The following is a 23,791-nucleotide window of genomic DNA, read 5'->3' as shown; positions in this document are numbered from 1 at the left end:
GCTGAACAAAAGACTTGCCAAACCGCCCGCCCCCGGCTTTCATCATTCCATGACAGGCAAAGCCCGCCGCCTTCTACGCCGCATCGAAGGTCAGGCACCCAAGGGCAGACATAGGTAACGCGGCGGGCATCGGCTCATGACCCTCACGTTTCTTCTGAATGGAGACAGCGTGGCGCTTCGGGATGTGACCCCGACGACAACCCTGCTCGATTGGCTGCGCGAGACGCGCGGTCTCACCGGCACCAAGGAAGGCTGCAACGAAGGCGATTGCGGGGCCTGCACGGTGATCGTCAGCGACGAGACCGGCGCGCGCCCGCTCAACGCCTGCATCCTGCTCTTGCCGCAACTCGCCGGGCGCTCGGTGCGCACGGTCGAGGGGATCAGCGGCCCCGAGGGCCAATTGCATCCCGTCCAAGAGGCGATGATCGCGCATCACGGCTCGCAATGCGGCTTCTGCACGCCGGGCTTCATCACCGCGATGGCCTGCGCGCATCTCAATGGCGAGCGGGATCACGACCGGGTTCTCGCGGGCAATCTCTGCCGCTGCACCGGCTACGCCCCGATCCTGCGCGCCGCCCGCGCCGCCGAAACCGCACCCATTCCCGCCTGGATGACCGAAGATCGCGATGTCATCTGGCCGGAAATACCTTCGGGGGGGCCCGCAGGACGGGGGGCAGACAGTCCCCCAGCGTCGCTGCACCCCCAGAGCGCCGATGAGGCCGCGCGCCTCTATGCCGCCTACCCTCAGGCCACCTTGATCGCAGGGGCCACCGATGTGGGCCTCTGGATCACCAAGCAGTTGCGCGACTTGGAGCTTCCGATCTTTCTGGGGAACTGCGTCGACCTGCGCGAAATCGAGGTGTCGAATGCGGAGATCCGTCTTGGTGCCGGGGTTACAATCGCGGCGCTGATGCAGGCGATTGCCCCCTATCACCCCTCCTATGCCGCGATGCTGCGGCGCTATGGCTCAGAACAAGTGCGCGCGGCGGCCACACTTGGGGGCAATATCGCCAATGGCTCGCCCATCGGCGACAATGCCCCCGCGCTCATTGCCCTCGGTGCCACTCTGCACTTGCGCCATGGCGAGACCCGCCGCGAGATGCCGCTCGAGGCGTTCTTTCTGGGTTACGGCCAGCAGGACCGCGCACCGGGCGAGATGATCGAGGCCATCAGCCTGCCCCGCCAGCCCGACCGCCTGCGCTGCTACAAAATCTCGAAACGCTTTGATCAGGATATCTCGGCTCTGCTGGGTTGCTTCAACATCACCGTGGACGCAGGGCGGATCACCGCCGCGCGGATCGCCTTTGGCGGTATGGCGGGCATCCCGAAACGGGCACACGCGGTCGAAGCGGCCTTGATCGGCCAACCCTGGTCCGAGGCCACGATCACCGCCAGCCATGCGGCATGGGCGCAGGATTTCGCGCCGCTGTCGGATATGCGCGCCTCTGCCGACTATCGCCTGACCACCGCGCGCAACCTCTTGAGGCGCTATTTTCTCGAGGATCAGGGCATCGCCACCTCGGTTCTCGAGGTCGCACCATGACCGTCGCCCGCCCTCTGCCGCATGACGCAGCACAGCTGCATGTGACCGGGGCCGCGCGCTATGTCGACGACATTCCCAGCCCACGCGGCACGCTGCATCTGGCCTTTGGCCTCAGCACCATCGCGGCGGGGCGCGTCACTGAAATGGACCTTGCGCCGGTGCGCCAGAGCGCGGGGGTCATAGCCGTGCTGACCGCTGACGATCTGCCGCAAGACGCCGATTGCTCGCCCTCGGCCCATGACGAGCCGCTCTTGTGCACGGGCGAGGTGCACTACCATGGCCAGCCGCTCTTTCTGGTGATCGCAAGCAGCCACCTTGCCGCGCGCCGCGCCGCGCGCCGGGGAGCCATCCGCTATGCAGAGGCCCCGCCGATCTTGAGCATTGATGCGGCCCTTGCCGCCAATAGCCGCTTTGAAGAGGGCCCGCGCATCTGGCAAAGGGGCGACGTCGCCCGCGCCATCGCCGAGGCAGCCCACAAGATTGACGGCGTGATCGAGATGGGCGGGCAAGAGCATTTCTACCTCGAAGGTCAGGCGGCCCTTGCTCTGCCGAAAGAGGGGGGCGACATGGTGATCCACGCCTCGACCCAGCACCCCAGCGAAGTGCAGCACAAGGTGGCCGAGGCGCTCGGTCGGCCCATGCATGCCGTGAGGGTCGAGACACGGCGCATGGGCGGCGGCTTTGGCGGCAAGGAAAGTCAGGCCAACGCCCCCGCCATCGCCTGCGCCGTCGCGGCGCGGCATACAGGCCAACCCTGCAAGATGCGCTATGACCGCGACGATGACATGGTGATCACCGGCAAGCGCCACGATTTCCGCATCGCCTATCAGGTGGGGTTCGATGCCAGTGGGCGGCTGACCGGGGTGGAGTTCGTGCAATATGCCCGCTGTGGGTGGTCACAGGATCTGTCGCTGCCCGTGGCCGACCGCGCCATGCTGCATGCCGACAATGCCTATCATCTGCCCGCTGTGCGGATCGAGAGCCATCGGTTGCGCACCAACACCGCCTCTGCCACCGCCTTTCGCGGCTTTGGCGGGCCGCAGGGCATGATAGGCATCGAGCGGGTGATGGATCACGTGGCCCACACCCTCGGGCTTGATCCGCTCGCTGTGCGGCAACGCAACTACTATGCTGCAAGCACAGGAGGGGGGCTGTCTGCCCCCCGCGCTGCGCGCCCCCCCGAAGGTATTTCGGGCCAGGTGAAACCGCAGGTCACGCCCTATGGGCAGGAGGTCACGGATTTCATCCTGCACGAGATGACCGAGCGGCTGATGGACACCTCAAACTATACCGCGCGGCGGGCAGAGGTGGCAGCGTGGAACGCCCGCAACCCCGTGCTCAAGAAGGGGCTCGCGCTCACGCCGGTCAAGTTCGGGATTTCCTTCACGCTCAGCCATCTCAATCAGGCCGGGGCCTTGGTGCATGTCTATCAGGACGGCTCGGTGCATCTCAATCATGGCGGCACCGAAATGGGACAGGGCCTGTTTCAAAAGGTGGCGCAGGTGGCCGCCGCAGGTTTTGGCCTGCCGCAGGAGGCCATCAAGATCACTGCGACCGATACCGCCAAGGTGCCCAACACTTCGGCCACAGCGGCAAGTTCCGGCAGCGATCTCAATGGCATGGCGGTCAAGGCGGCCTGCGACACGCTCCGCGAGCGGATGGCCGCGTGTCTGGCACAGCATCATGGCGTTTCGCCAGACGCGGTGCAGTTCACCGAGGGCATGGTGCAGTTTGGCAATCAGCGCCTGAGTTTCGCCGCAGCCGCCAAGTTCTGCTACGAGCAGCGCATCAGCCTGTCCGCGACCGGGTTCTACAAGACGCCCGATCTGGCATGGGATCGGATCAAGGGGGAGGGGCGGCCGTTCTACTATTTCGCCTATGGTGCCGCCGTGACCGAGGTGGTGGTGGACGGGCTGAGTGGTGAGAACCGCATCCTGCGCGCCGATATCCTGCATGATTGCGGTGCCTCTCTCAATCCCGCGCTCGACATCGGGCAGATCGAAGGCGGCTATGTGCAGGGGGCAGGCTGGCTCACGGTCGAGGAACTGGTCTGGGATGCCACCGGGCGGCTCAGCACCCACGCCCCCTCGACCTACAAAATCCCGGCCTGTTCGGACCGGCCAGCGGTGTTCAACGTGGCACTGTGGGACGCGGAGAACCCGCGCCCGACGATCTATCGCTCCAAGGCCGTTGGTGAGCCACCGTTCATGCTGGGAATTTCTGCGTTGATGGCCCTGAGCGATGCGGTTGCAGCCTTTGGCCCAAGCTATCCGGCGCTGGATGCGCCTGCGACACCGGAACGGCTGCTCCGGGCGATTGACCGGCAAAGGGCAAGTTCAGATGCGTGAACTGGAGTATCTGCGCGCAGCAGTCACGGCGCAGGGTCGTATCGTGCGGGTGGTCGTAGCGGCAACTCGCGGGTCCGCGCCTAGGGCGGCGGGGGCTGAGATGCTTGTCTGGCACGGTGGACAATCCGGGAGCATTGGGGGCGGTCGGCTCGAACATGAGGCGGCACATGCAGCACGTGAGATGTTGGAAACCGGCAGGCAAAAGCGCGTCCTGCGTCAGGCGCTCGGACCTGCATTGGGCCAGTGCTGCGGCGGGGCGGTGGTGCTGACATTTGAAGTGCTTGAGAGTGCAGATGTGGACCAGATGGCCCAGGCACTCGCGCATTCCGGGTTCTGGGCGAGACCAATCGAGGATGGCGCAAGCGATCTACCTTTGACCGAACAGCCCAAACCCGGTTCTCAGGTCGAGTGGGCGAGTGGCTGGCTGATCGAGCGCCTGTTGCCGATGCGTCCGGTGGTGATCCATGGCGCGGGGCATATCGGGCGCGCCTTGGCTGGAATTCTGGCCCCCTTGCCTAGCTTGGCGGTTATGCTGGCTGATTCACGACCTGCTCTGCTCTGTGACCTGTCGGCGCGGGTCACCCCTTGCGCCGATCCGTTTGCAGCCATCACCATTGCCCCCGATGATGCAGCTCATGTCATTGTAACCCATGATCATGCGCTTGATCTGGAACTTTGCCATCGTCTTTTGTTGCGGTCATTTGGGAGCGTGGGATTGATTGGCTCGGCGAGCAAATGGGTGCGTTTTCGTCAAAGATTGGCAGCGCTCGGGCACTCGGATGCCCAGATTTCTCGCATTTCCTGTCCGATTGGTGAGCCCCGTTTAGGCAAACATCCACAGGCCATTGCGCTTGGCGTTGCGGCTGCGCTACTGAAAGAGCCGGATACCAAGGCCCAAGACCGAAGGAGAACCGCGTGACAGGCGATTTGCTGACCGTCTCGGGCCTGACCAAGGCCTATCCGGGGGTTGTCGCGAATGACGCCGTGTCCTTTGTCATCCGCGAGGGCGAGGTGCATGCGCTCTTGGGCGAAAATGGCGCGGGTAAATCGACCTTGGTCAAGATGATCTATGGCCTCGTAAAGCCCGACAGCGGAGTGATGACCTTACGTGGCGCGCCCTATGCGCCGCCTGACCCTCACCGCGCCCGCACATTGGGCGTGGCTATGGTCTTTCAGCATTTCTCGCTCTTCGAAGCCATGAACGTTGCCGAGAATGTTGCACTTGGGATGGAAAGCCCTCCGCCCCTGCGCGATCTGGCGGCCAAGATTCGGGACGTATCCGAGACCTATGGCCTGCCACTTGATCCACACCGGATCGTAGGGGATCTCTCGGCGGGGGAACGGCAACGCGTCGAGATTATTCGCTGTCTTTTGCAGAGCCCGCGCCTGTTGATCATGGATGAACCCACGTCGGTTCTCACTCCGCAAGAGGTGGGTATCTTGTTTCAAACTCTGCGCAAGCTGACGGCAGAAGGTGTGGCAATCCTTTACATCTCGCACAAACTGGAAGAGATCCGCGTCCTTTGCGATCATGCCACGATCCTGCGTCAGGGGCGCAATGTGGGGACCTGCGTACCACGCGACACCCCCGCGCGTGCGATGGCGGAAATGATGGTGGGTTCAGCCTTTGCGGCCCCGGCTCGAGCCGACCGCGAGGTGGGTGCCGTCGCATTGGAAGTGGCCGACCTGTCGGTTACATCGACGGGACAGTTTGGCACGTCCCTCAGGGCTGTTAACTTTGCAGTCCGCGCCGGGGAGATACTAGGAATTGGTGGTGTCGCGGGCAATGGACAGGATGAATTACTTGCCGCGCTCTCGGGTGAAATGCCGGTCGCGGCGGGGGCCGTCCGATTGTGGGGGAAACCCATCGGGCAAATGGGGCCGGCGGCGCGCCGTGTCCTTGGCCTCTTGACCGCGCCAGAGGAACGACTGGGTCACGCGGCGGCCCCTGATATGAGCCTGACGGAAAACGCGATCCTTACGGCCGCTGCCCGTGAGCAGCTGATGCATCGTGGCTTTCTCAGGTGGGGCGCGGCCGAGGCCTTTACCCGACGGATCATTTCGGCATTTGACGTTCGCACGCCGGGACCAAGCACTGCTGCGCGGGCTTTGTCGGGGGGAAACTTGCAAAAATTCGTTATCGGCAGAGAAGTCTTGCAGCGACCTGAGGTTCTGGTCGTTAACCAGCCGACATGGGGGGTTGATGCGGCAGCGGCAGCGGCGATCCGTCAGGCGCTGCTGGATCTCGCGGCGGGTGGCGCAGCCGTGATATGCATCAGTCAGGACCTTGATGAACTGATGGAAATCTCAGACCGGTTCGGCGCATTGAATGAAGGACGACTGTCCGAGATACAGTCTACGCATGGCCTCAGTGTCGAGGCGGTCGGATTGATGATGGGTGGGGCACATGGCATGGAGGTGGCGCATGTGTGATCCGTCAAATTTGAGTGTATGCAGAACGATGAAAGGGCAAGACTTTTCCTCTTTCTTCAACCTGCGTGAGCCCGGACGCACAGCAGGGATCACATGCTGAAGATTGAAAAGCGCCCGCAGCCCTCGCGGCTCTGGACCTGGGTCACGCCGATATTGGCGGTGGTAATCACCATGCTTGCCGGTGGCGCGCTCTTTGCAGCTTTGGGGCAAGATCCGGTTGAAGCAATCTCAACAATTTTCTGGCAGCCGCTCTTTGGCGAGTTTGCATTCTATTACCGCCCACAGCTTCTGATCAAGGGCGCTCCGCTGGTGCTCATCGCCATTGGCCTCAGTCTCGGATTTCGCGCGGGCATTTGGAATATCGGGGCCGAGGGGCAATATATCGTAGGCGCACTCGCAGGTGCGGGCGTTGGGCTGGCGTTCTATCCGACAGAGAGTTGGGTAATCTTTCCACTCATGGTGCTCGCGGGCGCGATCGGTGGCTGGCTTTGGGGGATGATTCCGGCCCTTCTCAAGCTGAGATTTGGCACAAATGAAATCCTTGTCTCCTTGATGCTGGTCTATGTAGCAGAGCAATTGCTGGCCGCCATGGCGCTCGGGTTGATGAAGAACCCCGAGGGACGCGGATTCCCCGGATCGCGCAATTTGCGACAATATGAGAGCGCCCATAATGCAGAACTGATCACCGGCACAGGCATGCATTGGGGGGTTGTTGCTGCGATGATCGCGGTGATACTGGCCTATGTCCTGCTCAGCCGTCACATCTTGGGCTATCATATTCGGCTTGCGGGTCAGGCTCCTAAGGCGGCCCGTTTCGCGGGTGTGCGCTCTGCGCGGCTGATCCTGTTCTGTTTGGGGACGTCGGGCGCTTTGGCAGGATTGGCGGGAATGTTCGAGGTATCTGGACCTGCTGGTCAAGTGAGCATTGATTTCAACGTTGGGTATGGGTTCACCGCGATCATCGTGGCCTTTCTGGGTCGGTTGCATCCTCTAGGTATTCTCTTGGCAGGCACCCTGTTGGCCTTGACCTATATCGGCGGTGAATTGGCGCAATCCAACATGGGCCTGCCTGCCGCCGCCATCCAACTCTTTCAAGGGATGCTGCTGTTTTTCCTGTTAGCGGTGGATGTGCTGACCAATTTTCGCGTCCGGCTCTCACGACCGGAGGTCGCATGATGCTCTTGTCTTCTATTGATCCGGTGCTGCTTCTGGCTTCTCTCATGGTCGCTTCTACCCCGATCCTGCTCGCGGCCTTGGGCGAATTGGTGGTCGAGCGGGCAGGCGTGCTCAACCTTGGGGTTGAGGGGATGATGATCACGGGCGCCATCTGCGGTTTTGCAATGGCCGTGAATACAGGCTCGCCGCTTGTCGGATTTATCGCAGCCGCCGCCGGGGGGGCCGTGCTGGCGCTTCTCTTCGCGCTTTTGACGCAATTTGCTTTGGCCAATCAGGTGGCGAGTGGCCTTGCGCTGACACTCTTTGGCCTTGGCCTCTCGTCCCTGCTTGGGCAAGGCTATGTCGGGATAAAGCCACCACCAACCGCTCGGCTCGACCTGCCCATCCTGAGCGATCTGCCCTTTGTCGGCAGGGTGCTCTTTTCCCATGACCTGATGGTCTATTTCGCTCTGGCCCTTGTGGCTCTGGTATGGGCACTTATGAAATACACGCGCGCCGGGCTGATCCTGCGCGCAGTGGGCGAGAACCATGAGGCCGCCCACGCGCTTGGCTACAAGGTGGTGCGTATCCGTATTCTGGCGATCCTCTTTGGCGGGGCTTGCGCCGGCCTTGGTGGGGCCTACCTGAGCCTCGTGCGGGTGCCGCAATGGACTGAAGGCATGACCTCTGGTGCGGGCTGGATCGCACTGGCGCTGGTGGTCTTTGCCTCTTGGAAGGCGGGGCGTGTTCTTTTGGGGGCCTGGCTCTTTGGCGGGGTTTCAGTGCTGCAACTCAATCTTCAGGCAGCAGGCGTCGCCATCCCGGTCGAATATCTTTCCATGTCGCCCTACTTGATCACCATCCTCGTGCTGGTCATCATGTCGGCAGACAAATCCCGCGCGCCCGCCTCATTGGGCCGCATCTTTCACGCCTCGCAATAAGATCACACCAAAAGATCACAACAGGGAGACCCCGAATGAAACTCACGCATCTACTGACCTCTGCCGCCTTAGTGCTTGGTCTGGCAAGCGCCGCCGTGGCGCAGGACAAGACCAAAGTCGGCTTTATATATGTGGGCCCCATTGGTGATGGTGGCTGGACCTATGAGCATGACAAGGGCCGCCTCGCGGTCGAGGCGCATTTCGGCGATGCTGTCGAAACTGTCTATCAAGAGAGCGTGCCAGAGGGTGCCGATGCCGAGCGTGCGATCACGCAGATGGCGTTGCAGGGCGCGGACCTGATCTTTACCACCTCCTTTGGATTCATGGAGGCGACGCTGGCGGTAGCCGAGAAATTCCCGGATGTGAAATTCGAGCATGCTACCGGCTACAAGACCCTGCCCAATGTCTCGACCTATTCCGCCCGTTTCTACGAGGGGCGCGCGGTGCAGGGCCATATTGCGGGCAAGATGACCAAGTCGAACATCGTGGGCTATATCGCCTCTTACCCCATCCCCGAGGTCATTCGCGGCATCAACTCGGCCTATATCCACGCGAAAAAGGTCAACCCGAATGTCGAGTTCAAGATCATCTGGGCCTATACATGGTTTGATCCCGCGAAAGAGGCGGACGCCGCCACAGCCCTGATCGAGCAGGGTGCCGACGTGATCCTGCAACACACCGATTCCACCGCCCCGCAGGCCGCTGCCGAAAAGGCGGGCAATGTCGTGACCTTCGGACAAGCCTCGGACATGAGCGAATACGCCCCCTTCCCGCGCGTGTCGTCGATTATCGACAACTGGGCCCCCTATTACATGGCCCGCACGCAGGCGGTGATTGATGGCACATGGGAGAGCACGCAGACATGGGACGGCATCGGGCCGGGCATGGTCGGCATTGGTGAGATTTCCGATGCCGTGCCCGCTGAGGTGAAGGAAGAGGCGCTGGCGCTCAAGGCGGCCATGGCCGATGGCAGCTATCACCCCTTCACCGGCCCGCTGAAAAAGCAGGATGGCTCGGACTGGCTGGCCGAAGGCGAAGTGGCCGATGACGGCACGCTCTTGGGTATGAACTTCTATGTCGAGGGGCTGACAGGAGAGATTCCGAACTGATCGGCACAAACCCGAAAAACCTCTGCCCCGCCGGTTCAGGCGGGGCCTTTATCGGCCAGACACGGCCTCAGCTTGCACGTTTCTCCAAAAGCAAAAACGTCATCATGCCCATGGGTGGCAACTCTCGGCGCTCGACCACGCGGAGGCGCGGGTCTTGCAACACGCTCCCCATCTCGAAATCTGAATGCCACCCAAGCAGGTTTTCGAGCGGCGCTGCTGCCCGTGCCAGACCGGCCCAAACGCCGCGTTCATGCTTGAAATGGTTGGTTATGATCACCTGACCACCGGGGCGCAACACGCGCGCGATCTCTGACATGACGGCCTCAGGCTCTGGCACCACCGAAAGCACATGCATCGCGGCGACCATGTCAAAGGTGTTGTCGGCAAAGTCCAGACGTCGCGCATCCATTTGGTGCAGAGCGTCCACATTCTTCAGGCCATGCCGTGCCACCCGCACGCGCGCCTTGCGCAGCATGTCTTCGCTGTAATCTATACCAGTCACCCGCACGGCGCGGTCATAGGCCTCCAAGGACAAGCCAGTGCCAACACCGACTTCTAGCACATGGCCGCCTCGATCATTGATGTGTTGCACAGCGGCGCGACGCCCCGAATGGGTGATCCGACCAAAAGTCGCGTCATAGACCGGAGCCCACCGGGCATAGGAATTGCGAACCGCATCAAGATCCATTGTCTACCTTTCCGAGTTTTTCAGTGAGAGCCTTCACCAGGATACCACGCCAACGCCGCCCAGATCACGACCGCAACATAAGCCAGACACATCACGATCAGCGCTGCCCAGGTAAAGATCACCAGCGCCGCCGCGACACAGGCAAAGGCCAGCAGGAAGAACTTGACGTTCTCGCGCGAGATGCGGGTTTTCTTGAACGACCAGATCGGCACCGGCGAGATCATCAAAAGGCCGACACCCGCCATGTAAAGCCCGGTTAGAAAAGCAGGCGGCGGTGACATATCAGGCAGCGCAAAGGTCACGAACATCGGCAGCATCGCCAAGAGCGCGCCCGCAGGCGACGGCAACCCTTGGAAATAGGCCCCCGATCCGCCCTTGCCGCCCTCTTCCCGCGCGCTCACGTTGAACCGCGCCAGACGCATGACACAGCAGACGGCAAAGAACAGAACTGCGATCCACCCCGCCTGCCGCGCGTCCTGAAGGCCCCAATAATAGATCACCAGCGGGGCCGCGACGCCGAAATTGACGAAATCCGCCAGCGAATCAAGCTCGGCTCCCATGGCGCTCGAACTACGCAAGAGCCGCGCCAAGCGCCCATCGAGCCCGTCCAGTACCCCGGCAATAAGCAAAAGCTGCACGGCGCGCACATAATCGCCCTGCACGCCCAGCCGGATCGCCGTGACCCCGGCGCAGATCGCGGCGACCGTCAGCATATTGGGCAAAAGCTGCGCCAGCGTCACCTCGCGGCGCGCGCGTGGCTCGGGGTCTGGCGTCATTGATCCAACTCCGCGATCACGGTTTCCCCCGCCACCATGGTCTGACCCACGCGCACACTCGGGGCAACACCTTGGGGCAGGTAGACATCGAGACGAGAGCCAAAGCGAATGAGGCCAAACCGCTCTCCGCGCCCAAGGGCAGCGCCCGGTTTCACAAAACAGACAATCCGCCGCGCCACCAGCCCGGCAATCTGCACCACCGGCAAGAGCCGCCCATCGGCCATCTCGATCACCACGCCATTGCGCTCGTTATCTTCGCTCGCCTTGTCGAGTGACGCATTGAGGAACTTGCCGGGGCGGTAAGCCACCGTCTTGACGGTGCCTGCGACCGGCGCGCGGTTCACATGGCAGTTGAACACGCTCATGAACACGCTGACACGCGTCAGCGGCGTATCCGGCAGGCCCAGTTCGGCAGGCGGCACCACCGGTTCGATCAGCGACACGATGCCATCGGCGGGGCTGATGATCAGGCCGGGGCGCTCTGGCGTCACACGCTCGGGGTCGCGAAAGAAATAGTAGCACCAGACCGTCAGGCCCGCGCCGATCCAGCCCAGCACATCCCAGACCATGAAGAGCCCAAGCGTGACGAGCGCAAAGATCGCCACGAACTTGCGCCCCTCCGGATGCATCGGCTTGATGAAGGTTTCATGCATTTTCATGCGCGGGCGCTCCTTGCGGCGGGTTTGCTTGTCTATACCCGCCTAAGGCCATGGGTCTCAACTTGCAAGGTGACAGCTTTTCTTTGCCGCATCCACGTGGCAATCTCCGGCCCATGAGCACGCATATCACCTCCCCCGACGGAACCCCGGCCAGCCGCTTTGCCTTTGGCACCATGCAATTTGGCGATGCCGCCGATGAAGCCGCCTCGCGCGCCATGTTCGACGCCTGCCTCGGCGCGGGCATCACCCATTTCGACACCGCGCATCTTTATACCGATGGCGCTGCGGAAACACTCTTGGGCCAGTTCGCGGCACCCTATCGCGACCGCCTGACCATTGCCACCAAGGCCGGGTATTCCGGCGGGGCGGGGCGCGAAAATATCCTCGCGCAGTTCGATATCTCCCGCAAACGTCTTGGCATGGACAAGGTCGAGATCCTCTACCTGCACCGCTTTGATCCCGACACGCCGCTCGAGGAAACGCTGGAAACCTTTGCCGAGTTGCGCGCGCGTGGGCAGATCGACCATGTCGGCCTGTCGAATTTTGCCGCATGGCAAGTGATGAAGGCTGCGTGCATCGCTGCAAAATTTGATCTGACGATCTCGATCTTGCAACCGATGTATAGCCTGATTAAGCGGCAGGCCGAGGTGGAGGTTCTGCCAATGGCGGCCTCTGAGGGCATGGTGGTTGCCGGTTATTCGCCTCTTGCCGGGGGATTGCTGACCGGCAAGTATGCGCGGGGCGAGACTGGGCGATTGACCGGAAATGCACGCTATGCCATCCGCTATGGGCAGGAATGGATGCAACGCGCCGCCGGTGACTTGGTTGTGATTGCGCAAGAACTTGGCACGGACTCTGCGACGCTGGCGGTCGCATGGGCGGCACATCATCCGTCTGCTCCGGTTCCAATCATTTCGGGGCGTTCGGTCGAGCAAATTACGCCCTCACTCGCCACTATCACGTTTGCAATGGATGATGCGCTCTATGCGCGGCTTGCGGCTCTTACCCCCGCTCCGCCCCCTGCAACAGACCGGACCGAAGAGGCCTAAGCGGATGGAGCGCCGGACATTGCCTCCCACGGCCTCGGTTGCGCATCCCGGCGACGGGGCCAAGTTGCACGCGCCGTCGGCAGAACGTAACGCAGCAGCAATCACCGAAGCACTGGCCGAGATAGCCCCTCCGACAGGTCGCGCGCTTGAGATTGCCAGCGGCACGGGGCAGCATGTCGTGGGCTTTGCCCAGGTGATGCGGGGTCTCGACTGGCAGCCGACCGAGGTTGATCCAGAGCGGCGTGCAAGTATAGACGCATGGGTGACTGACGCTGGCTTAGCCAATCTGCGCGCCTCCATCGCGCTCAACGCGACCAAACCGGGTTGGGGCGCAGGGCAGGGTGGTCGCGCCCTGATCGTGCTCATAAACTTGTTGCATCTCATCACGACACTAGAGGCGCAAACACTGGTGCAAGAGGTGGCCTTTGCCCTTGCACCAGGTGGGCGGTTTGCCCTCTACGGACCGTTCCTGCGGTCTGGCCAGGCCACATCCGAGGGCGACGCCCGATTTCACGCGAGCCTCATCGCGCAGGACCCTGCCATCGGCTACAAAAATTTGGAGGAGGTTGTCAACTGGCTGCGCGCGGCGGAACTTGCCGTGATCGAAACCCGCGCGATGCCTGCCAACAATGTCCTCTTGATCTCCGAACGCCCTGCCTGATCTGAATCAAGGCCACGGGAGATGCGGCATGGTTTCTTCCGGGGCAGAGACAGGTAAGGAGAGGCATCTAAATGAACTGGCCAAACAAGATCGACACCACCCGGCAGGAGTTGCGCGCGCTGAACGCGCTCATTCCCGAGACGGCCCGCGCCTTTGGCGGGTTGGGCAAGGCCGTGAAGGAAGGCGGCACGCTTGACTTGAAGGTTAAGGAATTCGTGGCCCTCGGGATCGCAGTCGCCACCAAATGCGAACCCTGTATCGCCCTGCATATCGAGGCGCTCTTGCGCACAGGCGCCACCCGCGAGGAAGTGGGCGACGTCCTGGCCATGTCGATCCAGATGGGCGGCGGCCCGGCGATGATGTATGCCGCCAAGGCGCTCGCCTGTTACGATGAACTGGCGGAAAAAGGCTAGCGTCCATGAAAACGACTGACCATCAGCATGCCTTTGGGTTAGGGTCAGGGTAGTTAGTCACGTCAAAGGTATCCTGATGCTGCGCGCCCTCTTTCTCTGCGTCTTCCTTCTCGTCCTGCCAGTCCACGCCACTGAACGATTTGGCGATTATGCGCCGGTCGATTTCGGCCCGCGCGGCCCCTCTGCGTTTCCAGCGCATGGCATAGACGTTGCGCGCTTTCAGAACGAGATTGATTGGCAGCGTGTATTTCTGGCCGGGGTGGCCTTTGCCTTTATCAAGGCAACCGAGGGCGGCGATCTCAAGGATGCGCAATTCGACCGCAACTGGCAGTTGGCGGCGCGTGTGGGCATCCCGCGCGGAGCTTATCACTTTTATTATTTCTGCACGCCTCCTGAGGTGCAGGCGCAGTGGTTCATCAAGAATGTGCCGCGCCGGGGTCGCGCATTGCCCCCCGTGCTCGACATGGAGTGGAACCCGTTTTCACCGACCTGTGTTGTGCGCCCACCGGGAGCAGAAGTGCGGCGTCAGGCGCGGATATTCCTAGATATCGTGGAGCGTCATTTCGGACAGCGCCCGATCATCTACACCACGCCGGAATTCTACCGCGAGACGGGTATCGGACAGCTCGAAGGAGTGGAATTCTGGCTGCGTTCAGTCGCGCAAACACCGGACAAGGTCTATCCCGGAAAGCGCTGGACCTTTTGGCAATATACGGGAACCGGAGTCGTGCCTGGGATCGAAGGAGGAGTGGACATCAACGTCTTTGCCGGAACGGCCGCAGACTGGCAAAACTGGCTTGGTGCTCATTGGAAATAGGGGGCACCGGATGGCACCCCCTTTGCTTTGTTAACCGTCCTTGCGGATTGTCTCGTTCTTGGGATCATAGGGGCTGTCGCAGGTCACGACCGCATCCCAGAGCTGATCGAGCATCTTCACCTTGAGTTTGGTGCCCTCGACTGCTTGCTCAGGTTTGACATAGCCCATGCCGATGGATTTCCCAAAGGCCACAGAATAGCCGCCCGAGGTCAGGCGACCCACGCGCTCGCCCTCGGGCGTGTAGAGCACCTCGCGGCCCCAAGGATCGGCATCCTGCGGCCCGTCGATCAAGAGCGTGCAGCATTTTGCCCGCACGCCGGTCTCGATCATCCGGGCCTTGCCGCGAAAGTCCTTGTCCAGATCGACAAAGCGCGGCAGATCGGCCTCGAGCGGGGTGGCGTCGCGGCCCAGTTCGTTGCCAAAGGCGCGATAGCTCTTTTCCTGCCGCAGCCAGTTCTGCGCGCGGGCGCCCACCAGCTTCATCCCGTGTTTTTCACCAGCTTTCTCAAGGAGATCAAAGAGGTAGGTCTGCATCTCAATGGGGTGATGCAATTCCCAGCCCAATTCGCCGGTATAGGCCACGCGGATGGCATTGACCGGGCACATGCCCAATTCGATCCGCTGCGCCGACAGCCACGGGAACCGCTTGTTGCTGAGCGCGGATGCCGGATTGGCATCCTTGATCACCTCATTGAGAACTGCACGCGATTTCGGCCCGGCGATGGCAAAGACACCCCATTGCGTCGTGACGTCCTGAATTTCGATATACCCGAATTCTGCCGCCATATCCTCGGCCGATTTGCGCAGGTAATCGGCATCGTATTCCGTCCAAGCCCCGGCAGAGACGAGGTAATACTCATGCTCCTTGAGCCGCACGATGGTGTATTCCGTGCGCGTCGTGCCGTGATCGGTCAGCGCGTAAGTCAGGTTGATGCGCCCTACCTTTGGGAGCTTGTTGCACGTGAACCAATCAAGGAACGCGGTCGCGCCCGGCCCCTTGATCATATGTTTGGAAAACGCGGTGGCGTCGATCAGGCCCACGCCCTCACGGATCGCGCGTGCCTCTTCCACGGCATATTGCCACCAGCCACCACGCCGAAAGCTGCGCGCGTCGTGGTCAAAGTTTTCCGGCGCATCGAGAGGCCCGTAATAGTTGGGGCGTTCCCAGCCATTGACGAACCCGAATTGCGCGCCGCGCGCCTTTTGCCGCTCATAGACGGGGGCGGTGCGCAGCGGGCGACACGCCGGGCGCTCTTCGTCCGGGTGGTGCAGGATATAGACGTGGTCGTAGCATTCCTCGTTCTTGCGTGCGGCGAACTCGGTCGTCATCCAGTTCGAGGAATAGCGCTTGGGATCCAGGCTCGCCATGTCGATCTCTGCCTCGCCATTGACCATCAACTGCGCGAGGTAATAGCCGGTGCCGCCCGCCGCGGTGATGCCAAAGCTGAACCCCTCGGCCAGCCACATGTTGCGCAGCCCCGGTGCGGGACCGACCAGCGGGTTGCCATCGGGCGTATAGCAGATCGGCCCGTTGAAATCATCCTTGAGACCGCTTTCCTCGCAGGACGGAATACGGTGGATCATCGCCATATACTGCTCTTCGATACGCTCCAGTGCGAGCGGGAACAGATCGGCGCGGAAGCTGTCCGGCACGCCATATTCAAAGCATGCCGGCGCGTTTTTCTCATAAACACCCAAGATCCAGCCGCCGCGCTCTTCGCGCACATAGCTCTGCGCATCGGCGTCCCGCACCACGGGATGCTCTTTACCGCCATTCTTGCGGAATTCGACCAGCGCCGGATCCTGATCCATCACGACAAACTGATGCTCAACGGGGATTGCCGGGATCTTGATGCCCAGCTTCTTGGCGGTGGTCTGCGCATGGTTGCCGCTCGCGGTCACGACATGCTCGGCGGTGATCACGATCTGCTCGTCAGAGGGCCCGAGATTGCCACCCTTTTCAACCATCTTGGTGCAGGTCACTTCCCACGCGCTGCCGGTCCAGTGGAACGCATCCGCCTGCCACTTTCGTTCGATCATCACGCCGCGCTGGCGTGCGCCCTTGGCCATCGCCTGCGTCACATCGGCGGGGTTAATATAGCCGTCGGTGTTGTGATAGAGCGCGCCCTTGAGGTCAGAGGTATTGATCAGCGGCCAGCGTTCCTTGATCTCGTCCGGGGTCAGCCACTGATACGGCACGCCGCAGGTCTCGGCAGTGGAAGCGTATAGCATATACTCATCCATGCGCTCGTCAGTCTGCGCCATGCGGAGGTTGCCCACGACGGCAAAGCCGGCATTGAGTCCGGTCTCGGCCTCCAGCGTCTTGTAGAAATCGACCGAATACTTGTGAATATGCGTTGTCGCAAATGACATGTTGAACAGAGGCAGCAGTCCGGCCGCGTGCCACGTCGAACCAGAAGTCAGCTCGTCGCGCTCCAGCAGCATGACATCCTCCCACCCGGCCTTGGCCAGATGATAGGCAATCGAGGTGCCAACGGCCCCACCGCCGACGACGAGGGCTTTGACCTGGGTTTTCATGACGTGCGACTCCCTTCGGGTGACTTGAGTTGCGCGGATGTTTATCAATCCTGCCAATTCGCGCGCTGCCCATCCGACGCAACGCCGCACGAAAGCGACGTCGCGCCAGATCCCTCACTAAAACAGAGTGGTGGATTTCTCTGGTGAGGATTGGTAGCGTGCGCCGCAATGCAGAAATGACCGGAATTAAGCCTATGAGCGCCACTGCCAACAAGACTGCCCCTCTGCCGGATGACATCCGTGCTATGAAGGGCGGCATCCCCATCGTCAGCCTCACGGCCTATACGACGCCGATGGCGCGGATGATGGACGCCGCCTGCGATTTCGTGCTGGTCGGCGACAGCGTGGGTATGGTGGTGCATGGCCTGCCCTCGACCCTTGGGGTCACGATTGAGATGATGATCCTACACGGTCAGGCGGTCGCGCGCGGCCTCTCTCGCGCCATGTTGGTGATCGACATGCCCTTCGGCTCTTACGAGGAAAGCCCGGAGCAGGCCTTTCGCAACGCGGCGCGCATAATGCGCGAGACAGGTGCTGCGGCGGTCAAGCTTGAAGGCGGGCGTAACATGGCCGAAACCATCGCCTTTCTCGTGGCCCGCGGCGTGCCGGTGATGGCGCATATTGGCCTCACGCCGCAATCCATCAACACGCTGGGCGGCTACAAGGTGCAGGGGCGCGGTGATGCCGCCGAAACGCTCTTGGCCGATGCGCGCGCCGTCAGCGCGGCGGGGGCCTTTTCGGTCGTGTTGGAAAAGGTCACAGCCACGCTCGCCGACCGGATCACTGCCGAGGTTCCCATTCCCACCATCGGGATTGGCGCCTCTGTGGGCTGCGATGGTCAGATCCTCGTGGTCGATGACATGCTGGGGCTCTTCACCGCCTTTAAACCGAAATTCGTCAAGCGGTACGGCAATCTGGGCGCGGATGGCGAGGCCGCGATTGCCGCCTATGCCGCCGAGGTGCGCGCACGGGCCTTCCCCGCGCCCGAGCACACCTTTGCCGACAAGGCCCCGCGCGGATGAGCGCGCCCATTCTGCGCGACGTTGGCGCATTGCGTGCGGCCACCCGGCCTTGGATTCTTGCGGGCGAGACGATTGGCGTGGTGCCCACCATGGGCGCGCTGCATGACGGGCATCTGTCGTTGGTGGCGGCGGCCAAGGCGAGCTGCGACCGGGTGCTGGTGACCATCTTTGTCAATCCCAAGCAGTTCAACAATCCCGAAGACCTCAAGAACTACCCAAGGACGGAGACCGAGGACGCACGCAAGCTGGAACGCTTCGCGGTGGATGCCCTCTGGGTCCCGGAGGGCGATCAGATGTATCCGGCGCATTTCGCCACCACGGTTTCGGTGGCCGGTCTCACCGATGTGATGGAGGGCGTCTATCGCCCCGGCCATTTTGACGGAATGGCCACGGTCGTGACCAAGCTCTTCACCCAGACAGCGGCCACTGACGCCTTCTTTGGCGAAAAGGACTATCAGCAACTGATGGTCGTGCGCCGGATGGCGGCGGATTTGGACATTCCAATCACCGTACATGGCTGCCCGACGATCCGAGAGATTGACGGTTTGGCCATGGCCTCGCGCAACCTTCTGCTTTCGGACCGCGCCCGAACCACCGCGCCAGTGTTGCACGAGGTGATGGAGCAGATCGCCGAAGGATTGCGCGTGGGCGCCGAGTTTTGCGCGCTGCATGCCGCCGCCTTGGCGCGGCTGGAACGGGCGGGCTTTACCGGGGTCGATTACCTCGATCTGCGCGCACAGGACGATTTGTCGAGCTTGGCCTCCCCGACACGCCCCGCCCGGCTCTTCGCTGCGGCCTGGTTGGCAGGCGTACGCCTGATCGACAATATCGCCATCGGCACCTGAGCGGTTTCATCGTTCCATAAATACTCAAATTCCAGCATCTGCCGCAGGGGCGGAATTTGAGTATTTGCAGAACAGTGAACTCAATCCCCGAGCAACTCCGCAAGCGCAAGCGCCATCACAAGCGCGGATTGTTCCATATCGTCGATCCCCACATATTCATCCGGCTTGTGCGCCATATCGAGAATACCGGGGCCATACGCGATGCAGTTCTTCAGCCGCCCGATCCGGTCAATATGTTTCTGGTCATAGGTGCCGGGGCTGACAACGTAATCGGCGGCATGGCCGAACACCTGATCCACCGCCCGCGCCACGGCCCCCACAACCGGCGCATCGCGGTCGGTCATCGTCGGCATGACGCGGTGCAACTCGCGCATGGTATAGTCAAACCCCGCTCTGCCGTTGCGCAAGCTTTCCAGCAGATCGCGGATCTCGGATTCGACCGCGCCGATATCCTCTTCAATCAGGAACCGCCGGTCGATCACCATCCGGCAGCGGTCGGGCACGCAGGGCGAGGGGAGGCCGGTATAATCGGCCGCCTGTTCCCGCTCGCCGCCATGAATGGAATTGATGTTGAGCGTGGAGTGCCGCGCGCCTTGGGGGACCACGGGCATCTCGGTGCGCCGCGCGGCTAATGCCGGGAAGAGCCGTTCTTCCATCCGCGCGATCACCGCCCCCATATGACGCACAGCGCAATCCCCGAGAAACGGCATGGACCCATGCGCAATCTCGCCATGGGTCTCGATCTCGGCCCACCAGACGCCACGATGCCCAAGGCAAATGCGATCCTTGCCCAAGGGTTCGGGGATGATGACGTGATCCACCCGGCCGGGGCTGAAATAGCCGCGCTCTGCCAGATAGGCGACGCCGCCAAAACCGCCCGATTCCTCGTCCGCCGTGCCGCTGATCTCGATGGCCCCGGCGTAATCGGGACAGGTGGCGATGAACGCCTCTGCCGCGATGATGCTTGCCGCGAGCCCGCCCTTCATGTCGCAGGCCCCGCGCCCATAGATCTTGCCGTCGATCACCACCCCACCAAAGGGGTCCACGCTCCAACCATGGCCCACCTCGACCACGTCGATATGGCTGTTGAAATGCACGCAAGCGCCGGGGCGCGCGCCCGCGCGCCGCGCGATGAGGTTCCAGCGCGGGTGCCGGTCGCTGTCGCCCGGCGCGCCCATCGCGCGGATCAATTCGGTCTCGAACCCCGCCGCGCGCAGACGACGGTCGAGATAGTCGCAAATCTCGCGGTAATTCTCGCCCGGTGGATTAAGGGTTGGAATGCGGATCAGATCCTGCGTGAGCGCGATCAGATCGTCGCGCCGCGCCAATACTTCAGCGTGCAGGCGATCCGCTACACTCATCCGGCCCAGCCCGGCGCGCGCTTGAGGAGGGCTTCGGCCTCTGTGACCATGCGCGCGATGACGTCGGCCACCGGCGGGCGGTCATGGATCAACCCCGTCGCCTCGCCGACAAAGGTATTGGCGCTTTCGGGGTCGCCTGTGGCCCAGCCTTCTGCCCAATCGGCCTGGGCAGCAATATTCTCGCGTAAACCATCGGGATCGTGATGCCAAAGATCCGTCACCGCATTGCGCAGCACGCGCGCCGTATATCGCGCGGGCCAACGCAGATTGCGCGCCGCATCCATCACGGTCGAGCGGATCGTGTGATCGCCGGTGGCGACAATCGCCGCATCGGTCATGGCCTCGGATACCTGCGCCTCAGCCGAAGCCCAGAGGCGCGAGCCGACGAGCACGCCATCAGCCCCCAGCATGAGAGCGGCGGCCAATCCCCGCCCATCACCAATGCCCCCTGCCGCAAGCAAGAGCACCTCGGGCGCGCGACCAGCAAGCCAATCCGCCACCTCGGGCACCAGCGTGATCGTGCCGCGCCGCTCGCCATGGCCACCCGCCTCGGACCCCTGCGCCACGATGATCCGCGCCCCACACTCTGCCGCGCGCTGTGCATCGCGCAGGGTCTGGACCTGACAGATGAGCGGCACGCCCGCCGCAGTAATCCGGGGTGCAAACGGGGCGGGATCGCCGAACGACAGGCACAGCGCCGCCGGGGCACGGGCCAGAACGAGATCCAGAACCTCGGGGTTTTCCGCCATCTTCCACGTGATGAACCCGCAGCCCACCCGCGCATTCCCCGCCTCGGCAAAGGCACTATCCAGCCAGTCGGCATTGCCATAACCGCCCCCGATCAGGCCTAGCCCCCCGGCATGGGTCACAGCCGCCGCGAGACGCCCCCCGGCCGCAAAGGCCATCGGCGCGCAGAGAATGGGATGGGTCAGGCCAAGGGCCTCGGTCAAACGGGTTTGCATGGGCTGAGTATGCCCGCGCAATCGCCCTCAGGACAAGAGGTCTGTGATCAGCTCCGGCAGGTCGATGAACTCCGAGAACGCCCGGTCATGGGTGATCCGCTCAATCGGCCCTTTGCGATAGCCCTCGGTGTAAAGAACAAAAGGCACGCCCGCCCGCGCCGCCGTTTCGGCATCGACCTCGCTGTCGCCGACAAAGATCACATCCCGCGCGCCAAGTGCTGCGGCCGTGGCCTGAAGCGGGGCCGGGTCCGGTTTGCGCACGGTCAGGCTGTCACCCCCGATGATCACCGGAAAATAGCCGTCCAGCCCCAGATGTGACAGGACAGAATGGGCCGGACCCTTGGGCTTGTTGGTGCAAAGACCCAGCGCGAGGCCAACCACCGCCAGCCCATCAAGCGCGGCCATGACCCCCGGATAGACCTGTGTCAGGGTCACTGCGGTTTCATAATCGGCAATGAACTCTTCGATCATGCGGGCGCGCAGCGCGCCATCCCCCGCCCGGCCACGCGCCGTCAGGCAGCAGGTGATGAAATGCGGAACGCCGCTGCCTATGAAGCTGCGTGTTTCTTCGGGTGCGAAGGGATCAAACCCATTCTGCACCATCAATCGGTTGGCGGCGGCGTGGATGTCCGGCGCGCTGTCGATCAATGTGCCGTCAAGGTCGAAAACGACCGCACGGCTCATGCCATGGCACCGGTTGCCGCCTCGGCTGCGCGACGGATCGCGCGGATATTCTCACCGTAGACGGCGGGATTGTCGACACCGCCGCCCTTAAAGACCGCTGATCCCGCCACCAGCACATCCGCCCCGGCCGCCGCCATCAGCGGGGCGGTTTCCGTGGTGATGCCGCCGTCGATTTCGATATGGATGGGTCGGTCGCCGATCATGGCGCGCAGTCGCTTGACCTTGTCGATCTGGCTGTGAATGAACTTCTGCCCACCAAAGCCGGGGTTGACCGTCATCACACAGATGAGGTCAACCATGTCGAGCAGATGGTCAACCGCGTCGATCCCCGTGCCGGGATTGAGCGCCAGACCCGCCTTGCACCCCGCGCCACGAATGGCCTGCAGGGTGCGGTGGATATGCGGCCCCGCCTCGAGATGCGCGGTCAGGATATCGGCCCCGGTCTGCGCGAAGGCGTCAATATAGGGATCGACCGGCGAAATCATCAGATGCACGTCCATCACCGTCTTGATATGCGGGCGGATGGCGGCGCATAGCGGCGGACCAAAGGTCAGATTGGGCACGAAATGCCCGTCCATCACATCGACATGAACCCAATCGCAGCCCTCGGCTTCGATGGCGCGGATCTCGGCCCCGAAGTTGGCGAAATCCGCCGAGAGGATGGAGGGGGCGATCTTGATCGAACGATTGAGGCTCATGGCAGAACTCCTCTGGGGTGCATTCATGGGACATGCGCCCACTGAGGGTCAAGGTCAAGACCCTGAACCAGCGTGTCGCGACTGGAGAAGTGATTGTCCTAGCCGGACGGCGCTGACATGTCGGAGAGCCAATCGGACGTTGCGTTGACTGCCGAGGCCACCCAGAGTCGCGCCACATTCACCGCATCCACATACTGCGCAAGAGGGGCCTCCATGGCGGGGAGCGTTGTGGCAAGACGCGGAGCAAACACATACACCAAAGCCGCAAGCGCAAATGTCATGATCGCAAGGCGAAAGCCGCTGCGAAACCCACCACGTCGGACTGGCATTTCAATCTCGTCGGGGATCGGCATCATAGGCGCGTCAGATCTGTCCCCTGAGGAGGTGAGTGACGAATTTATCTCTTCTATATCTGGCAGCAGATTGCGGCGTGAGGACGGGTCGATGCTGGCATGTGCATCCTGTTTCTCGATCTCGGGTGAGGGCGAGGCACCGGAAGCTCCGCGCAAACGTTCCATCCGGGCGCGTGCTTGTCGTGTACGCTCGTCTTCGGAAATTTCGGGGTCTGACAAGCCTAGGTCAGGCTGTGTCTCGATCCCACCTGCCGACGATCTGACCTGTCGCTCGCGCTCGGCCTCCTGTCGCAGGATATCTGCGACCGCAGGGTCCACGCCGCGCCGCACGGGATGCGCGCCACCTGAGCCTGGTTTATCCTGCGCAATATCGTCGTCGTCTTCGTCGTAATAGTCGTCTGGATGCTCGTCTTCATCCAGTTTCTCTGAAAGCGGGGCCGTCGGAGGCACATCCTCTTCTTGGGGCGAGGGGCCCAAGTCGTCAGCACTGGATGCAGTTGGTGTGTGCGACCGATGATGCTGAAACCAGGTGTCGCCGCAATTGGAACATTGAACATCGCGACCGCTCGTTGGGATCACCTCGTCGGGCACCTCATACTGTGCTCCGCAATTTGGGCAAATCAGCCTCATTCTGCCACCTGCTTCTTGCTACCGTTGTCCGGCCCCTATCATTGCGCGTCACCATAGGCCGTTCCGAGCTCTCGGAAAAGGACAAAGCGAATCACGTGCAGGATCA

At 62.2% G+C, this 23,791-nt stretch carries 22 protein-coding genes; 13 read left to right on the top strand and 9 right to left on the bottom strand.

From position 1 onward, the window contains the following. Positions 1-136 precede the first annotated feature (136 nt). The 7 genes from xdhA to ACSSVY_RS09495 all read left to right on the top strand — a co-directional run bounded on the left by xdhA (position 137) and on the right by ACSSVY_RS09495 (position 9,529). Positions 137-1,543 (top strand): xanthine dehydrogenase small subunit, encoded by a 1,407-nt coding sequence (xdhA, locus tag ACSSVY_RS09525; protein WP_454269317.1) that lies wholly within the window; start codon positions 137-139, stop codon positions 1,541-1,543. Beyond that, on the top strand, positions 1,540-3,891 hold the full coding sequence (gene xdhB, locus ACSSVY_RS09520) for a xanthine dehydrogenase molybdopterin binding subunit (protein WP_454269316.1): 2,352 nt from the start codon (positions 1,540-1,542) through the stop codon (positions 3,889-3,891). Before xdhA ends, xdhB begins: the two co-directional genes overlap by 4 nt. After that, complete coding sequence (gene xdhC, locus ACSSVY_RS09515; protein WP_454269315.1) at positions 3,884-4,810, top strand: xanthine dehydrogenase accessory protein XdhC; 927 nt, start codon at positions 3,884-3,886, stop codon at positions 4,808-4,810. The genes xdhB and xdhC overlap by 8 nt, the downstream gene beginning before the upstream one ends. Beyond that, positions 4,807-6,324, top strand: coding sequence for an ABC transporter ATP-binding protein (locus tag ACSSVY_RS09510; protein WP_454269314.1), 1,518 nt, complete (start codon positions 4,807-4,809; stop codon positions 6,322-6,324). The genes xdhC and ACSSVY_RS09510 overlap by 4 nt, the downstream gene beginning before the upstream one ends. A gap of 93 nt (positions 6,325-6,417) precedes the next feature. After that, positions 6,418-7,500 (top strand): ABC transporter permease, encoded by a 1,083-nt coding sequence (locus tag ACSSVY_RS09505; protein ID WP_454269313.1) that lies wholly within the window; start codon positions 6,418-6,420, stop codon positions 7,498-7,500. Then, positions 7,500-8,420, top strand: coding sequence for an ABC transporter permease (locus ACSSVY_RS09500; protein WP_454269374.1), 921 nt, complete (start codon positions 7,500-7,502; stop codon positions 8,418-8,420). Before ACSSVY_RS09505 ends, ACSSVY_RS09500 begins: the two co-directional genes overlap by 1 nt. A gap of 35 nt (positions 8,421-8,455) precedes the next feature. Continuing rightward, complete coding sequence (locus tag ACSSVY_RS09495) at positions 8,456-9,529, top strand: BMP family ABC transporter substrate-binding protein (RefSeq protein ID WP_454269312.1); 1,074 nt, start codon at positions 8,456-8,458, stop codon at positions 9,527-9,529. A 67-nt stretch (positions 9,530-9,596) separates the two neighbouring features. On the opposite strand, the gene ACSSVY_RS09490 is transcribed toward ACSSVY_RS09495, so the two are convergent. From ACSSVY_RS09490 to ACSSVY_RS09480, 3 genes are read right to left on the bottom strand one after another with little or no spacing between them, the layout of a single operon-like run. Then, entirely contained in the window at positions 9,597-10,217 is a 621-nt protein-coding gene (locus ACSSVY_RS09490) for a class I SAM-dependent methyltransferase (protein WP_454269311.1), read from the bottom strand. A gap of 20 nt (positions 10,218-10,237) precedes the next feature. After that, positions 10,238-10,993 (bottom strand): CDP-alcohol phosphatidyltransferase family protein, encoded by a 756-nt coding sequence (locus ACSSVY_RS09485; protein ID WP_454269310.1) that lies wholly within the window; start codon positions 10,991-10,993, stop codon positions 10,238-10,240. Next, positions 10,990-11,652 (bottom strand): phosphatidylserine decarboxylase, encoded by a 663-nt coding sequence (locus ACSSVY_RS09480; protein WP_454269309.1) that lies wholly within the window; start codon positions 11,650-11,652, stop codon positions 10,990-10,992. The genes ACSSVY_RS09485 and ACSSVY_RS09480 overlap by 4 nt, the downstream gene beginning before the upstream one ends. 113 nt (positions 11,653-11,765) lie before the next feature. Between ACSSVY_RS09480 and ACSSVY_RS09475 the strand changes: the two genes are divergently transcribed. From ACSSVY_RS09475 to ACSSVY_RS09460, 4 genes are all read left to right on the top strand, one after another. Then, complete coding sequence (locus ACSSVY_RS09475; RefSeq protein WP_454269308.1) at positions 11,766-12,701, top strand: aldo/keto reductase; 936 nt, start codon at positions 11,766-11,768, stop codon at positions 12,699-12,701. 4 nt (positions 12,702-12,705) lie between these two features. Continuing rightward, positions 12,706-13,362, top strand: a complete 657-nt coding sequence (locus ACSSVY_RS09470) for a DUF938 domain-containing protein (protein ID WP_454269307.1) — start codon at positions 12,706-12,708, stop codon at positions 13,360-13,362. Positions 13,363-13,433: 71 nt separating this feature from the next. After that, on the top strand, positions 13,434-13,775 hold the full coding sequence (locus tag ACSSVY_RS09465) for a carboxymuconolactone decarboxylase family protein (RefSeq protein WP_454269306.1): 342 nt from the start codon (positions 13,434-13,436) through the stop codon (positions 13,773-13,775). A 76-nt stretch (positions 13,776-13,851) separates the two neighbouring features. Continuing rightward, complete coding sequence (locus ACSSVY_RS09460; RefSeq protein ID WP_454269305.1) at positions 13,852-14,592, top strand: glycoside hydrolase family 25 protein; 741 nt, start codon at positions 13,852-13,854, stop codon at positions 14,590-14,592. A 30-nt stretch (positions 14,593-14,622) separates the two neighbouring features. Here ACSSVY_RS09460 and ACSSVY_RS09455 read toward each other — a convergent pair whose 3' ends face one another. Continuing rightward, complete coding sequence (locus tag ACSSVY_RS09455; protein ID WP_454269304.1) at positions 14,623-17,130, bottom strand: GcvT family protein; 2,508 nt, start codon at positions 17,128-17,130, stop codon at positions 14,623-14,625. A 194-nt stretch (positions 17,131-17,324) separates the two neighbouring features. Here ACSSVY_RS09455 and panB point away from each other — a divergent pair, with 194 nt between their 5' ends. Continuing rightward, positions 17,325-18,152 carry a 3-methyl-2-oxobutanoate hydroxymethyltransferase gene (panB, locus tag ACSSVY_RS09450; RefSeq protein ID WP_454269303.1) on the top strand — a complete coding sequence of 276 codons (828 nt, stop codon included), beginning with the start codon at positions 17,325-17,327 and terminating at the stop codon, positions 18,150-18,152. Then, a complete protein-coding gene (gene panC, locus ACSSVY_RS09445) occupies positions 18,149-18,997 on the top strand; it encodes a pantoate--beta-alanine ligase (RefSeq protein ID WP_454269302.1) in 849 nt (282 codons plus the stop codon). The genes panB and panC overlap by 4 nt, the downstream gene beginning before the upstream one ends. Before the next feature lie 80 nt (positions 18,998-19,077). On the opposite strand, the gene ACSSVY_RS09440 is transcribed toward panC, so the two are convergent. The 5 genes from ACSSVY_RS09440 to ACSSVY_RS09420 all read right to left on the bottom strand — a co-directional run bounded on the left by ACSSVY_RS09440 (position 19,078) and on the right by ACSSVY_RS09420 (position 23,685). Then, a complete protein-coding gene (locus ACSSVY_RS09440) occupies positions 19,078-20,358 on the bottom strand; it encodes an acetylornithine deacetylase/succinyl-diaminopimelate desuccinylase family protein (RefSeq protein WP_454269301.1) in 1,281 nt (426 codons plus the stop codon). Then, positions 20,355-21,320, bottom strand: coding sequence for an NAD(P)H-dependent flavin oxidoreductase (locus ACSSVY_RS09435; RefSeq protein ID WP_454269300.1), 966 nt, complete (start codon positions 21,318-21,320; stop codon positions 20,355-20,357). The genes ACSSVY_RS09440 and ACSSVY_RS09435 overlap by 4 nt, the downstream gene beginning before the upstream one ends. A 27-nt stretch (positions 21,321-21,347) precedes the next feature. After that, entirely contained in the window at positions 21,348-22,004 is a 657-nt protein-coding gene (gph, locus tag ACSSVY_RS09430) for a phosphoglycolate phosphatase (protein WP_454269299.1), read from the bottom strand. Then, positions 22,001-22,702 (bottom strand): ribulose-phosphate 3-epimerase, encoded by a 702-nt coding sequence (rpe, locus tag ACSSVY_RS09425; protein WP_454269298.1) that lies wholly within the window; start codon positions 22,700-22,702, stop codon positions 22,001-22,003. Before rpe ends, gph begins: the two co-directional genes overlap by 4 nt. A 98-nt stretch (positions 22,703-22,800) precedes the next feature. After that, positions 22,801-23,685: a zinc-ribbon domain-containing protein gene (locus ACSSVY_RS09420; protein WP_454269297.1), complete on the bottom strand. Its 885-nt coding sequence runs from the start codon at positions 23,683-23,685 to the stop codon at positions 22,801-22,803. Between the last annotated feature and the right edge of the window lie 106 nt (positions 23,686-23,791).

This window comes from Roseovarius sp. MBR-51 (assembly GCF_053628575.1).
Note: the sequence above shows the minus strand (reverse complement) of the source record. Positions and strands in the feature narration are given on the sequence as shown.